General features: G+C 30.4%; 13 protein-coding genes. 4 read left to right on the top strand and 9 right to left on the bottom strand.

What is annotated here, in order from left to right:
• Positions 1 to 25 precede the first annotated feature (25 nt).
• Both grpE and msrB read right to left on the bottom strand, forming a co-directional pair.
• Positions 26 to 745 carry a nucleotide exchange factor GrpE gene (gene grpE, locus SOI86_RS06655; protein WP_320681055.1) on the bottom strand — a complete coding sequence of 240 codons (720 nt, stop codon included), beginning with the start codon at positions 743 to 745 and terminating at the stop codon, positions 26 to 28.
• Between the two features lie 75 nt (positions 746 to 820).
• Positions 821 to 1315: a peptide-methionine (R)-S-oxide reductase MsrB gene (msrB, locus tag SOI86_RS06650; RefSeq protein WP_320681054.1), complete on the bottom strand. Its 495-nt coding sequence runs from the start codon at positions 1313 to 1315 to the stop codon at positions 821 to 823.
• A gap of 23 nt (positions 1316 to 1338) precedes the next feature.
• On the opposite strand from msrB, the gene dusA reads away from it, so the two are divergent.
• Positions 1339 to 2343 (top strand): tRNA dihydrouridine(20/20a) synthase DusA, encoded by a 1005-nt coding sequence (gene dusA / locus SOI86_RS06645; protein WP_320681053.1) that lies wholly within the window; start codon positions 1339 to 1341, stop codon positions 2341 to 2343.
• Here dusA and SOI86_RS06640 read toward each other — a convergent pair.
• The 6 genes from SOI86_RS06640 to SOI86_RS06615 all read right to left on the bottom strand — a co-directional run bounded on the left by SOI86_RS06640 (position 2340) and on the right by SOI86_RS06615 (position 8632).
• Entirely contained in the window at positions 2340 to 2948 is a 609-nt protein-coding gene (locus SOI86_RS06640) for an RNA-binding protein (protein ID WP_320681052.1), read from the bottom strand. The genes dusA and SOI86_RS06640 overlap by 4 nt on opposite strands.
• Before the next feature lie 115 nt (positions 2949 to 3063).
• Positions 3064 to 4443 carry an argininosuccinate lyase gene (gene argH, locus SOI86_RS06635; RefSeq protein WP_320681051.1) on the bottom strand — a complete coding sequence of 460 codons (1380 nt, stop codon included), beginning with the start codon at positions 4441 to 4443 and terminating at the stop codon, positions 3064 to 3066.
• A 62-nt stretch (positions 4444 to 4505) separates the two neighbouring features.
• Entirely contained in the window at positions 4506 to 5849 is a 1344-nt protein-coding gene (locus SOI86_RS06630) for a PP2C family protein-serine/threonine phosphatase (RefSeq protein ID WP_320681050.1), read from the bottom strand.
• Between the two features lie 67 nt (positions 5850 to 5916).
• Entirely contained in the window at positions 5917 to 7206 is a 1290-nt protein-coding gene (gene ftsY / locus SOI86_RS06625) for a signal recognition particle-docking protein FtsY (RefSeq protein WP_320681049.1), read from the bottom strand.
• 58 nt (positions 7207 to 7264) lie between these two features.
• Positions 7265 to 7894: a transcription antitermination factor NusB gene (gene nusB / locus SOI86_RS06620; protein ID WP_320681048.1), complete on the bottom strand. Its 630-nt coding sequence runs from the start codon at positions 7892 to 7894 to the stop codon at positions 7265 to 7267.
• 3 nt (positions 7895 to 7897) lie between these two features.
• Entirely contained in the window at positions 7898 to 8632 is a 735-nt protein-coding gene (locus SOI86_RS06615; RefSeq protein WP_320681047.1) for a DUF502 domain-containing protein, read from the bottom strand.
• Between the two features lie 146 nt (positions 8633 to 8778).
• Here SOI86_RS06615 and queG point away from each other — a divergent pair, with 146 nt between their 5' ends.
• The 3 genes from queG to SOI86_RS06600 all read left to right on the top strand — a co-directional run bounded on the left by queG (position 8779) and on the right by SOI86_RS06600 (position 13111).
• Positions 8779 to 9732, top strand: a complete 954-nt coding sequence (gene queG, locus SOI86_RS06610; protein ID WP_320681046.1) for a tRNA epoxyqueuosine(34) reductase QueG — start codon at positions 8779 to 8781, stop codon at positions 9730 to 9732.
• Entirely contained in the window at positions 9729 to 10592 is an 864-nt protein-coding gene (locus SOI86_RS06605; protein WP_320681045.1) for a tetratricopeptide repeat protein, read from the top strand. Before queG ends, SOI86_RS06605 begins: the two co-directional genes overlap by 4 nt.
• A gap of 77 nt (positions 10593 to 10669) precedes the next feature.
• Positions 10670 to 13111 carry a DNA topoisomerase (ATP-hydrolyzing) gene (locus tag SOI86_RS06600; protein ID WP_320681044.1) on the top strand — a complete coding sequence of 814 codons (2442 nt, stop codon included), beginning with the start codon at positions 10670 to 10672 and terminating at the stop codon, positions 13109 to 13111.
• Here the strand turns inward: SOI86_RS06600 and purF are convergent.
• Positions 13108 to 14568 carry an amidophosphoribosyltransferase gene (purF, locus tag SOI86_RS06595; protein WP_320681043.1) on the bottom strand — a complete coding sequence of 487 codons (1461 nt, stop codon included), beginning with the start codon at positions 14566 to 14568 and terminating at the stop codon, positions 13108 to 13110. The two genes, SOI86_RS06600 and purF, sit on opposite strands and share 4 nt — an antisense overlap.
• Between the last annotated feature and the right edge of the window lie 20 nt (positions 14569 to 14588).

The following is a 14588-nucleotide window of genomic DNA, read 5'->3' as shown; positions in this document are numbered from 1 at the left end:
TAATGCTCAATTAAAGATTTGGAATTTATTCATCTTCAGAAGTATTTTCCTCTGAATCAATATCCCTTTCAACTGTATCCTTTTCTACTTCCTCTTGTGAATTTTGTTTGCCAGGCCCCATAGAAACTTTAACCAACGCATGTCTCAAGACCTTACCTTCTAATTGATATCCTCGCTGCAGTTCCTCTACAATGCAATCTTCTTTAAACTCTTCACTAGGCTCTCTTAATACAGCTTCATGTAAATTTGGATCAAATTGCTGACCAACAACTCTCATAGGCGCAACCCCCTGTTGTTTTAAGACTTCTACTAATTGTTTGTATAATCCTTGATAACTTCTATGAAGAGCTTGAGCTTCTTCACTTTCAGGTTTCAGTTGCTGTCTTGCTCTCTCAAAATTATCAACAATAGGTAGTATTGCAGTTAAAGACTTAGAAACAAGTTGAATTTTTAAATCATCCTGATCTCTAGACTGTCTTTTTCTAAAATTATCAAAATCTGCCGAAATTCTTACATATTGATTTTTTAATGTTTCATGCTCTTTTTCTAACTGTTCTAACCTTGCATCATTATTCGAAATAGTATTTTTTAATTCTTCAGTATTTATCACTTCTTTTTCTTGAAAAGATGATTCGTCGTTTTCAATAATTTGATCTTCTGAAGATGAAGTATCTTCAGGTGCATTTTCCTGACTAGATACATCATTTTCTTTGTTATCAACATTGTCTGATTGATTCTCAATCATTTTTCTAAAAATTTAATAAAACTATTCTCCATTAAAGTGATGCACAAAACAAGTTGCGGAAGGCCGCACAAATTTTTACTCTGGAACAAAATTTAATGCTAGGCCATTATTACAATACCGTTTGCCGGTGGGTTGTGGTCCATCATTAAAGACATGTCCTTGATGACCTCCGCACCTAGAACAATGATATTCAGTTCTTGGAACAATTAACTTGAAATCAACCTTTGTTTCAACTGAGCCTGCAATTGAATCCCAAAAACTTGGCCATCCAGTGCCACTATCATACTTTTTATCTGAAAGAAAAAGTGGCAAATCACATCCTGCGCAGTGAAAAACCCCTTTTCTTTTCTCATTATTTAATTCGCTAGTAAAAGCTCTTTCAGTTCCTTCCTCCCTCAAAATATAATAGGATTCTGGACTTAGCCTAGATTTCCATTCATCTTTTGATAAATTCCACGCCTCTTTAGAAGCAAGCGAAGAAGCTAATACTTGCATAGGCTTAAAGATTATTTTTAAAATTGACATAGTAGGAATTAAAATAAAAGTTCTTCTTGATAGAAATTGATTCATATATTTAAATCACATAAAAGATAATGAGTTCTGATCATACTAATTCTATTAAAAATATTCATAAATTAAGTATTGCTCCAATGATGGATTGTACTGATAAACATTTCAGAATGATAATGAGAAAAATAAGTACTGAAGCTCTTTTGTATACAGAAATGATTGTGGCCCAAAGCTTAGTTTATTCGAATAAAAAAGAAAACTTTTTAGATTTTAATAATGAAGAACACCCGATATCGATTCAATTTGGTGGAGATAATCCTGAAATTCTTAAAGAAGCTGCCCAAATGGCACAAGATTGGGGTTATGACGAAATAAACTTTAATGTTGGCTGTCCAAGTCCAAGAGTATGTTCTGGAAATTTTGGCGCTTCACTTATGAAAGACCATGCAAAAGTAGCAAAATGCATAGAAACCCTAAAAAATAACTGCAGCTTACCGGTGACTATTAAACACAGAATCGGTGTAGACGAAGATGATAGTTTTATAAATTTAAATAATTTCGTAAGAAATATTGCTAATGCTGGTGCAGACAGATTTACAGTTCATGCAAGAAAAGCCATTACAAAAGGTCTAAATCCAAAACAAAACAGAACTATTCCCCCGCTTAAGTACGATGTAGTTAAAAAATTAAAAAAATTAAATCCAGAATTATTAATAGAAATCAATGGGGGGTTCACAAATATCGATCAATCATTAAAAGCCCTTAATGATTTTGATGGTGTAATGATTGGAAGAGCAGTCTACAAACATCCTTTAAGATGGTCTGAAATTGATCAAAAAGTTTATGGAAGAAATACAAAACCAAAATTTGCTTCAGATATTATCTTCTCTTTAATTCCATACATAGAAAAGCATTTAACTAATGGAGGAAAATCTTGGGATATTTGTAAACATCTTATAAATTTAGTCGAAGGTAAACCAAAAGCAAAAATTTGGAGAAACCAAATTTCAATTAAATCTATAAAAAAGGAATTAGATATTGAATATCTTTTTAAATTAACTTCTAGGCTTAAAGAGATGGGTTACTAATCATCTTCATTTGAAATATTACCCTCATTGGAAACCCCCCTTTTTCTCCTAATTCTGCCACTTTCGTAGTCAGAGTTTTCAGAAGAATTTCCATAACTTCTATCTTCCCATCCTTCTGCTCCAGAGGATTTATTAGTGTAAGACGAATTAGGTTCAGAATTACCGCCACCATTATTACCACCGCCATAGCCACCACCGCCATAGCCACCGCCATAGCCACCACCGCCATAGCCGCCACCATAGCCACCACCGCCATAGCCTCCACCATTATTACCACCGCCATAGCCGCCACCGCCACTATAGCCGCCACCATTATTACCACCGCCATAGCCGCCTCTTCCTCCTCTACGAGATCCACCAGATCCTCTTGGCTCCGCCTTATTAATTCTTAATGGCCTACCCATAAGCTCTGTGCCTTGCAAGCCATCAATAGCTGTTAACTCTATTGCTTCATCAGCCATCTCAACAAAGGCGAATCCTCTTTTTCTTCCAGTATCTCTTTCAAGAGGAAGAGAACAATTTAAGACCTCACCAAAAGGGGCAAACAACTGTAAAACATCTTCACGCTCTGCGCGGAAAGGCAAATTGCCAACAAAAATACTCACTTTAAACTCAAAAAAAAAAATTTACCTTATTAAAAAAACCACAATAAGCAGTTTTATAATATTAACTTCTATTCTACTTCAATTTATACCATTGTTGTAGAAAAATACTTGAGATTCAGAGTGACAATTTTTTTTGCCAAATATTTACCTCCTTTTCAACTTGGGCAAAACCTGTTCCACCCTCACTTTTTCTTGACTTAACGACATTATGAGGTTGAAGCTCAACAAAAACATCATCATGAAATTCGGGATGAAAATTTTTAAATTCCTCAATTTTAAGGTTTTTAAATAACATTTTTCTTTCTGAGCAATACTTAACAATTTCACCGACAACATTATAAGCAGTCCTAAAGGGAACCTTTTTACCAACCAAATAATCTGCCAAGTCGGTAGCATTAGAAAAATCATTTTCTACGGAATCAGATAAATTCTTAATATTAAATTCTATGCCCTCATCAATTAATATAGTCATTGCTTTGATGCAAGAAGATAAGGTTTTTGCTGTATCAAATATTGGCTCTTTATCCTCCTGAAAATCCTTATTATATGCAAGGGGTACCCCTTTGACCATGGTTAACAATGCTTGAAGGTGGCCATATACTCTTCCCGTTTTTCCTCTTATCAATTCTGGAACATCTGGATTTTTTTTCTGAGGCATTAAACTGCTGCCCGTAGCACATTTATCTGTTAATTTTGCAAAAGAAAATTCATCAGTTACCCATAAAATTATTTCCTCAGAGATTTTACTCAAATGAGACATTGCTAAAGCAGATGAAGAAACAAACTCTATACAAAAATCCCTATCGCTAACTGCATCAATACTATTCCTATAAATACCGTCAAAACCCAATTCCGCAGCTGTAAAGTTCCTATCTATTTTTATTTTTGTACCAGCTAATGCTGCAGCTCCTAATGGAGAAATATTGACTCTTGATCTTACTTGTTTAAATCTTTCGCGATCTCTTTGGAACATTTCTAAATAAGCCAATAAATGATGAGCTAAAGATAATGGTTGCGCTCTTTGCATATGGGTATATCCAGGAATTAAGGTATAGATATTAGATTTCGCAAGATTAAAAAAGGATTTTTGCAAATCAGTTATTAAAACATCAAGATTATCGATCTCTTTTCTTAGCCACAATCTTATATCTGTTCCGACTTGATCGTTTCTACTTCTACCTGTATGTAATTTTTTGCCAGTTTCACCGATTAAACTAATTAGTTTTTCTTCAATACAATAGTGAATATCTTCGGAAGGCAGACTAGGAATAAATTTACCCTCCAAAAACTCAACTTTTATTGCCTCTAAACCATTAATAATCTGAAAAGTTTCAGAAGAGGATAAAACTTCTGTTTTACCAAGCATTTTTGCATGAGCAATCGAACAATCTAAATCTTCCAAAATAAGCTTTCTATCAAAATCTATTGACGCATTAAACTTTTCAATAAAAGGGTTAAGTGAATTATCAAATCTTTTACTCCAAACTTTTGCCATATCAATTAGTAACTTTAGATATATCTAATAAAGCATTTTTTTATATAGGTGACAAAAAATATCTATTTCAATTGCAAAATTACCATTGATGCATCATCTTCTAAATGTCTATTTTGTCCAGTAAAGTCATCCAACTTTTTAAATATTTTATTTAAAATTTCTTGAGATGAATAGGACTGCTTACATAATTTTGTAAAAATTTTAATTAACCTTTGCTCATCAAATCTTTCTCCAAGGGAATTAGAAGTATCGATTACTCCATCGGTATAATAAAGGACTACATCATTCTCATTTAGCTTGATTTCACCACAATGATATTCAGCGTCTTTTTGTAGTCCAAGTACTAATCCTTCAGCATCTAATTTTATGATTGTCTGATCTGAACTTTTCCAAAGCAAAGGAGGATTATGTGCCGCATTAGCAAATCTCAATTTTCTGGCTCTAGGGTCATAATCTGAATAGAATAATGTGACAAATCTATGTGATTGATCTAAATCATTTATTGCTAGTTGATTCAAATCGTGCAAAATCCTATCAGGTGGTAAGCCAGTAAGAACCTCCGCACGCAGCATTCCTCGTAGCATAGTCATTAATAGACCTGCGGGAATCCCTTTGCCCATAACATCCCCTATTACCAAAGCCCATCTAGCTTTTTCTTTTCTTTTTTCTGAGATATTTGTCTTTAAGCACATAAAATCATAGTAATCTCCACCTAATTGAAGAGCTGGCCTACAATGTGCAGCAAGGTCTACACCGTGAATAATTGGACAATAATCTGGAAGTAATTGAGATTGTATTTCAGCTCCGGTAGAAATTTCTCTATCTACCTTCTCATGCTTTTTATTTGTTTTTATTAAGCAGTAATTTTCTAATCCAACAGCGAGACAATTTTGAATAAAATTAAAATTATAATCATTAGTGATGGATTCACCAAATATATCTTTGCTAAAAATGTAGATAAATCCTCTACATTTACTTCTAGATAATATTTTTTTTGTTTCGATTTTATAATCTTTAAAATTATTTTTTAAAGCATTTTCAAAAGTTTGAATTTGTTTTAATTGAAAATTTTTAGAAAAATTAAATTGATTTAGACAAATATTAATTTGTTCTTGAACTTTAAAAAATTCATTATTAGCAGAAATTTTTATGTTTTGATGCCATATTTGTCCCTCATAATCTAAAGGGATAATTAATATTATTTTATCATTAAAAATATGTTTAAAAATTAAGCATACATAATCAAGTAATTTATTTATATTGGAAAAAGACGTCAAATAATATGCTAATGAAGATGCAATTTCAGCAAACATATATTTGTTTTTTGAAGATAAAGTAAAATCATTATCTAAAAATTGTTGAATAAATTTGTTTGAAAATAATTTTTCTTTTTGATTATTTTTCACAACAAATTTTATAGATAAATATGTTCTAACATTAAATTTAAATTTTTAAAAAAAATTAATTAAATATTTATTTATCTGCAAGCATAGCCTCCACAAATTCATAACTATTAAAAGGTCTCAAATCTTTTATGCCTTCTCCAGCTCCAATAAATCTTATAGGCAAATTTACTTCCTCAGAGACAGCTAAAGAGACACCTCCTCTTGAAGTACCATCTAATTTAGTAATGATTGCTCCACTTAAATTGGCTGATTTGGCAAAACTTTTTGCTTGCTTTAATCCATTTTGACCTTGACTTGCATCTAAAACTAGTAATGATTCAATAATTGCATCTGGAACCTTTTTATCGATAATTTTTTTTATTTTTGCTAATTCATCCATCAAATTATTTTTTGTTTGCAATCTACCTGCTGTATCAACAAGTAATAAGTCAACATTTCTTTTTATAGCAGAATTAATAGCATCAAAAACTACAGCAGCTGGATCAGCATTTTTTGATTGATTAGATATAACATCAACATTACTCCTCTCTCCCCATACTTTTAGTTGTTCTACTGCCGCAGCTCTAAAAGTATCAGCAGCAGCTATTAAGGTTTTATAATTACTCCTTGATGACAAATATGCTAACTTTCCTAATGTAGTGGTTTTACCAACGCCATTTACTCCTACTAATAACCAGACATTTAACTTACCCTTTTGAGGCACCAAAAGATCAATACCTGAATTTTTTATTGGTTTATCGATAATTAATTTTAATTCCTTCTTTAAGAATTTTATTCCTGCTTCTCCACCAACAACTTCTTCGTTTAATTTTTTTCTGAGAGAACTTATAACTTTATCAGTTGAATCAATTCCGACATCAGCTCTTATTAATAGGGTCTCTAAATCGTCGAGAGATTCTGGGGTAAGAGGATCATCTCCCAATTTATCCAATAATTCAGTAACAAATCCTTTTCGTGTTTCTTCTAATCCTCTTCTTAATTTAGTTAACCAATCAATTTCATCTATTGATATTTGATTTATTTTTTTTCCTTGAGCTGCTAATACCATTGCAGACCAAGTAAAGTTTTCGTCAAATTCTCCTAATTCAGTTTGATCATCAATTTTAGACTGTCTAGGAAGATTTTCTGTATTGACACTATTTACAAAACCTTGTTTTTGGTCTTCTTGCTTCTGTAATTCTTGTTTTTGGTCTTCTTGCTTCTGTAATTCTTGTTTTTGGTCTTCTTGCTTCTGTAATTCTTGTTTTTGGTCTTCTTGCTTCTGTAATTCTTGTTTTTGGTCTTCTTGCCTTTTCTTGAGAAGTGCATAAGCTTGTTCAGCCCACTCTCGAGAATTATCAGAATCAGTATTTGTCATTTATATTAATAGTTAGGATTTATTAAATTTTAAAATACTTTTTCTTTATATCAAATAATCATTTCAATCTTACGGTTTGTAACCTCCTTAAAACTCCATTAATAAATTTTCTTCCTTGCGTATCACTATATTTATTAGCTAAATTCACTGCCTGATCACAAGCAACTGCAATAGGTGTATTCATAAAATTAATATCCACATAAGCTAAACGCAAAATATCTCGATCAATTCTTGGTAATCTTTTTAATCTCCAACCATCCATCGCTTGATTAATATCAGAATCAATAATTGTAAGGTTATTAATAATAAAACTAATCCTCTGATTCACATCATCTCTAATATCAATTTGTCCACTAGAAACTATTAATTTTGGAAAGTCTAAAGTTACTGAGAGTGTATTCATTACGCTTTCAATTTTTTTTAAAGATTTTTTTAACTCTTCTCTAACATTTGAGAAAGAAGAATCAACACCTTCTTGCAATTCACTATCTAATATTTTTTGTGATGCATTTTCTAGATCTAATTCGCAATTGTCTAATTCATCTCTGCAATGGTTTATTAGAGAATCCAAAGCAGATTCATAAATCTCATCTATCTGAACTTTATTTAATTTAAAATCACCTTTATCTTTTATCAGTCCTAAAGAAATTAAAGATAATTCTCTAGAAAGGAATCTATTATTATGCATCAATTAAGAAGAAGTATTAGTGGAGGAACGTAATTGAGAAAATAATTTTGAGAATGTTGGATTTGTATTATTATTTTTTTCATCTGGATTAACTATCCCAGCCGAAATTATTGTTCTAAAAGCATCTTCAACAGAAATGTTCAAATCCTTAACAGAGGACTCAGGAACCAAGGTATACCAACCAGTAGTTGGGTTTGGTGCTGTTGGTATAAAAACACTTAATAACTTTTGTTCCAAATCTGGCTGTAAAGAAGGACCAACATTTCCAGTTACAAAGCCTACGCTATATAGACCCTCACGTGGGTATTCAACTAATACTACTCTTCTAAATCGATTCGATTTATTACTTAAAAAAGTTTCTAGCAATTGTTTAAGAGTTTTATAAACCGCTCCAGCTACAGGTATTTTTGATAACGTACCTTCTCCAAACTCTAGTAACCATCTTCCCACAAAATTTCTAGCCATCAAACCTATAAGCAAAATAGCTAATAAAGGAACAGTTAAACCCAAAGTAAGATTAATTAAATCTTGCAATAAAGGATTTAAAGTAATAAAAGGATTTAATTGCTTAGGAACAGAAGTAACTAATGTTAAAACAAATTTACTAACTAATGATGAGAGCCAAATTGTAGTTGCTAAAGGTATTACAACCAATAACCCAGCTATAAGATCATTTTTCAGATCCTGTTGGAGCCTAGAGCCTAGGTTCGAATCTTGATTTTGATTAGATTCAACCAAAATAACGTTTCTAACTGTATTAACTTTACTAATAATTTAACTGTTTTTAGTTAGTTAGGATATATTTTTTTTTAATAAATTTAAATTATTTATTAGTTTCTTCTTCAAAAATAAATTTTCAAAGAAATGCTATAAATAATAAAGCAATGATAGATACCATTCAAAAAAAAGAAGAAATAAGTAAAAAATTAAAAGAAAGAGCAATTTTTGAAGGTTTTACATTAGCCGGAATTGCTTCAATACCAGGCAGTTCGCGAATAAAATTAAGAACAGATGCTTTAGAAAGATGGTTATCAAATAACTACCATGCTGAAATGAAATGGATGGAAGCAGAAAGAAGAAAAAACATAGGCTCACTTCTTGAAGATGCAAAAAGTGTTCTAAGCGTAGGATTTGCTTACATTAATTCACACAGTAATAATAATCTCCTCAAAGTTGGAAAATTTAGTCAAGGAGAAGACTATCATAAAGTAATTTACAAAAAATTAAAAAAAATTGGTGAGTGGATCAACCTAGAAATTCCAGACTGCAAATGGAAAATATGTGTTGATACTTCTCCACTTCTTGAAAAAGCATGGGCTGAAGAATCAGGTCTTGGTTGGATAGGTAAAAATAGTAATTTAATAAACAAAAAAAATGGTTCTTGGTTTACTTTAGGTTTTATGATCCTTACAAAAGATTTAATAGCAGATAAACCTCATAAAGCACTTTGCGGAAAATGTGATCTTTGTATTGAAAATTGTCCCACAAAAGCAATAATTGAACCCTTTGTAATACAATCAAACCTATGCATTGCCTATCACACAATAGAAAGTAGAGAAAAAACTATCCCAAAAAAAATAGAAGAAAATTTAAATGGATGGGTTGCAGGATGTGATATTTGTCAAGATGTATGCCCTTGGAATAAGTCGGTGCCATACAACAATACTTTTGAAACAACTCCTAAAGAATGGATTAAAAATCTTAATATTGATTCGTTAAATTGGGATAATAGAACTTGGGAAGAAAATCTTAAAGGAACTACATTAAAAAGAATTAAACCATGGATGTGGAAAAGAAACATAAAGGCAAATTTAAAAAATAAAAATATGAAAATATGAAAAAAGTTTTAATAAAGATACTTTGCGTTTCTTTGATAAGTTATTCCTTTTTTAAAATAGACAAAGTTAAATCAATTGTTCCATATTACTATTTTCCGACAATAAAAAATTTACAAAAAGAAAGCTTATCTATTGGCAAAAGTGCATATCAACTTCTTTTTTTTGGACAATATAAAGACAGTCTTAACTTAGCAAAATTAGCTGTAAAGATAAATGCAAAAGATGAAAAAATATGGTTAATTTTATCTGAAGCACAGGTAGCTAATAAGCTATACAAAGACGCATTAAATTCTCTAAATAAAGCACAAAAAATTAATTCAAATATTAGCGAAATTTACTTTGCTAAAAGTAATATTTACTTACAAATTTCACAACAAATAAATGCAAAAAATGCACTAGAAAAAGGATTAAGTATTGAACCAAATAACCATAAAGCTATTTTTCAATTAGGGAATATTTTTTTAATGGAAAAAAATTACTTAGAAGCTATCAAGTTGTTTGATAAATCTGTAAAAATAAAACCTGATTTCTGGCAAGCAATCAATAATCAAGGTTTAGCTTATTTTGAGAAAAACAACATAGATCTAGCAAAAATTTTTTTTGAAAAGGCAATAGCAATTGAAGACAATGCTGAACCATTATTAGGACTTGCCTCATGTTTAAAAATTAACAATATTCAATTGGCGATTAAACTAGCAAAAAAAGCTTTAGATAAAGATCCTAAATATGTTAATTATGATTTTAGAAAAGAACAATTATGGGGAGATAAATTGCAAACCTCAACTGAAATCCTTTTACAAAATGAACAACTTAAAAAAGACGTAATACTTGCAAAATCTAAAATAAATGCATCTTCTTAATTTGCAATACTGGTAAAAATTTGTTTACCTATTAGTCTTAATTTAGTTAATCAATACGTATTCAATTTTGCACTCTAATGGATAAGAAAAAATTCACTTCTATCTCACTCCAAGAAGAAATGAAACGTTCTTATCTGGAGTATGCAATGAGTGTAATAGTTGGACGTGCTCTTCCTGATGCAAGAGATGGCCTTAAACCTGTACAGAGAAGAATACTATTTGCTATGTACGAATTAGGTTTAACACCAGATAGACCATTTAGAAAGTGTGCGAGAGTTGTCGGAGATGTACTTGGAAAGTACCATCCTCATGGAGATCAAGCAGTATATGATGCCTTAGTAAGGCTCGTACAGAATTTTTCAACTAAATATCCAACTTTAGACGGCCATGGAAATTTTGGATCAGTGGATAATGATCCACCAGCAGCAATGAGATACACTGAGACCAGATTGGCTCCGATAGCCCACGAAGGATTTCTTGAAGAAATTGGATCAGCAACAGTAAATTTCTCTAATAACTTTGACGGATCACAAAAAGAACCAGATGTGCTCCCAGCCCAACTTCCATTTTTATTATTAAACGGATCATCCGGTATTGCGGTTGGAATGGCCACAAACATTCCCCCTCACAATATAGGAGAAATAGTAGATGGTTTAATTGCTTTAGTAGAAAATAAAGATGTAAGTGATAAAAAACTTTCTAACATTATTAAAGGTCCTGATTTCCCTACAGGTGGAGAATTAATTTGTAATCAATCTATAGAGGAACTTTATAAAACAGGAAAAGGATCAATATCGATAAGAGGAGTTATCAATAAAGAAGAAATAAATTTAGGCAAAGGTAAACATAAAAAAAATGCATTAATCATTACAGAACTTCCTTATCAAATTAGTAAAGCAGGTTGGATTGAAAAACTAGCGGAACTTATTAATTCACACAAAATAAATGGAATATCTGATATTAGGGATGAGAGCGATAGAGATGGAATGAGAATTGTAATAGAGTTAAAAAAAGATTCTAACGCTGAAATTGTAATTTCTAATTTATACAAAAAAACAACTCTACAAACAAACTTTGGTGCAATATTTTTAGCTTTAATTAAAGGAAAGCCTGTCCAACTAAACTTAAAGCAATATCTCAACTATTTTCTTGAATTTCGAGAAGAAACAATTAGAAAAAGAACTAATTATTTTCTAAAAAATACTCTTGAAAAACTAGAAATATTAGAAGGTTTATCTAAAGCTACAAAAGACATAAAAAAAATAATTGATATTATTGAAGACTCAGAAAATTCTGCGGAAGCTAAATCAAAACTAATTGATAACTTTTTCTTAACTGAAAAACAAGCAAATTCTGTTTTAGATATGCCATTAAAAAAATTAACAAATCTAGAAAGAAATCAAATAGAAGACGATATCAAAAAATTACTAGAAAAAAAGAATTATTATCAAACATTATTGAATAAAAGAAAATTATTACTTGAATTACTGATAGAAGAATTATTAAAATTAAAGAAAAAATATAATGTCAAAAGAAAAACAAAATTACTTAAAAATATTAATCAGAATGAAGAATTGGAAACACTTAATAATCAGATATTAGAAGAGTATATAAATAAAAAAACTAAATTATACATAGACAATAGACTATATTTAAGGAAAATGAATTTACTTAATTACAAGAAATCATTTGAAGATGGAAATAAAATTATAGAAAATAAAAACATACAAAAATTTATTTGTAATATTGATAAAAATATAAAAATAATTGGTATTACTTACTCTGGAAAAGTTTTTAAAATTGATTGGGAGTCAAATATAAATAATGACTATAAATTAGATAATAAAATCCTTGGAAATATAAATTCTAATGAAATAATAAATTTTCATTTAATTAAAAAAGGGATTAAAAATTATATATGTATCTTAAATTCAGATGGAAGATTTAAAAAAGTTTTATTTGATGAGGATATGATTAAAAGTAATCGATCTTTCGCAATTACAAAATTAAAAAATAATATAAAGACAATTGATTCATTTATTTCTAATGAAGAAAAAAATTTAATGATATTAACCTCAATAGGAAGAATTTTTAAATTTAATTTATCAAATCAATTTTTAACGCCAACTACTAAACAATCTCAAGGATTAATGCTTGCAAAACTTTTGCCAACTGAAAAAATTGTTTCTTGTTGTCCATTCCAAAATGGAGAAAATATTTATTTAGTTTCTATGCAAGGAACAATCTTTTGTATAAATAGTAATGAGATTTATTACGCAAATGAATACAGTTTGGGATATTTAAATGAAAAAATCCAACTTAAAAACGATTACTTCCTCAAAATATTACCAAGTAACCATTACCTGGATATTGAAACTAATAAAAATAAATCGGCTAGATTAGATTTTAATAAACTCAATTTCAAATCTAATAGAACAAATTTTTTAATTGACTTTTTAAGATTAGACAAAGACGAACATCTTGAAAATTGTTTTAGACTTGAACACTTTATCGACTAAGATTTATATTCATTTTCTACCCAATTTAAGTACTCTTGATTTACTGTTCCTGTTACATAAGAACCAGTAAAGCAACTCATCTCCAAATCTTCAATAGCTGAGTCACTTAATATAGATTTTCGTAAATTTTCAACACTTTGATAAACGAGGTTATCAATTTCAAGTTGACTAGCAATTTCACTTATTGTTCTATCATGGGCTATTAATTCAACTCTGTTAGGCATATTAATTCCATAAACATGGGGAAAGCGAACAGGGGGTGCCGCTGATGTAAAAAAAACTTTATTTGCTCCTGCATCTTTAGCCATCTGAACAATTTCTTTTGATGTAGTACCTCTTACTATTGAGTCATCTACAATTAATACATTTTTATTTTTAAACTCTGCACTCATTGCATTTAATTTTTGTCTCACAGATTTCTTACGTTTCTGCTGGCCAGGCATTATGAATGTTCTACCAACATATCTATTTTTAAAAAAACCTTCTCTATATTCTATCCCTAACTGTCTTGCAACTTGCATAGCCGCAGGTCGAGAAGAATCAGGAATAGGCATTACAACATCAACATCTCCAGAATTAATTGTTTCTTTTATTGTTTCAGACAAATAATCTCCCATTTTTAAACGAGCTTTATAAACGGAAATTCCATTCATGATTGAATCTGGCCTCGCTAAATAAACATATTCAAAAGCACAGGGACATAACTTTGGGTTTTCAGAACATTGCTTAGAAAAAAGCTCACCATTAAGATTTATAAAAATAGCTTCTCCAGGATCTACATCTCTAACTACTTGATAATCGTTATTCTCAAGAACTAGAGATTCGCTAGCAACCATCCACTCTTCTTTATTTGTAGTTAATGAAAACCTCTTTCCTATAACTAAAGGTCTAATACCAAAGGGATCTCTGAAAGCTAACAAACCATGTCCTGAAATTAATGCAATAGAAGCATATGATCCCTGAATTCTTTTATGTAAAGATTTAACAGCATCAAAAATAATATCAGGTTCTAATTCTTGATTATGAATTTGTTCTTGCAATTCTGTTGCAAATACATTTAATAGCATTTCAGTATCACTTGAAGAATTTGTATGCCGTTTATCAATATTAAATAATTGTTTTTCTAAATCTCTAGTATTTGTCAAGTTGCCATTATGTATCAAAACAATTCCATAAGGAGCGTTAACATAAAAAGGCTGTGCTTCCTCTACACTTTCAGCTGACCCCTTTGTTGCATACCTAACATGACCTAAACCAATTTTGCCAATTAAATTCCTCATATCTCTAGTTCTATAAGCAGTATTAACCTGACCTTTAGCCTTATGTATATGGAAAATAGTATTTTCCATTGTAGCTATACCTGTTGAGTCTTGACCTCTATGCTGTAGAAGCAAAAGACTATCGTAAATTTGTTGATTTACATCATCTGAAGACACGATTCCAACTATTCCGCACATAACTTAATTTCTTAAAAATT

It is taken from the genome of Prochlorococcus sp. MIT 1314 (assembly GCF_034093315.1).
GTDB lineage: Bacteria > Cyanobacteriota > Cyanobacteriia > PCC-6307 > Cyanobiaceae > Prochlorococcus_A > Prochlorococcus_A marinus_Y.
Note: the sequence above shows the minus strand (reverse complement) of the source record. Positions and strands in the feature narration are given on the sequence as shown.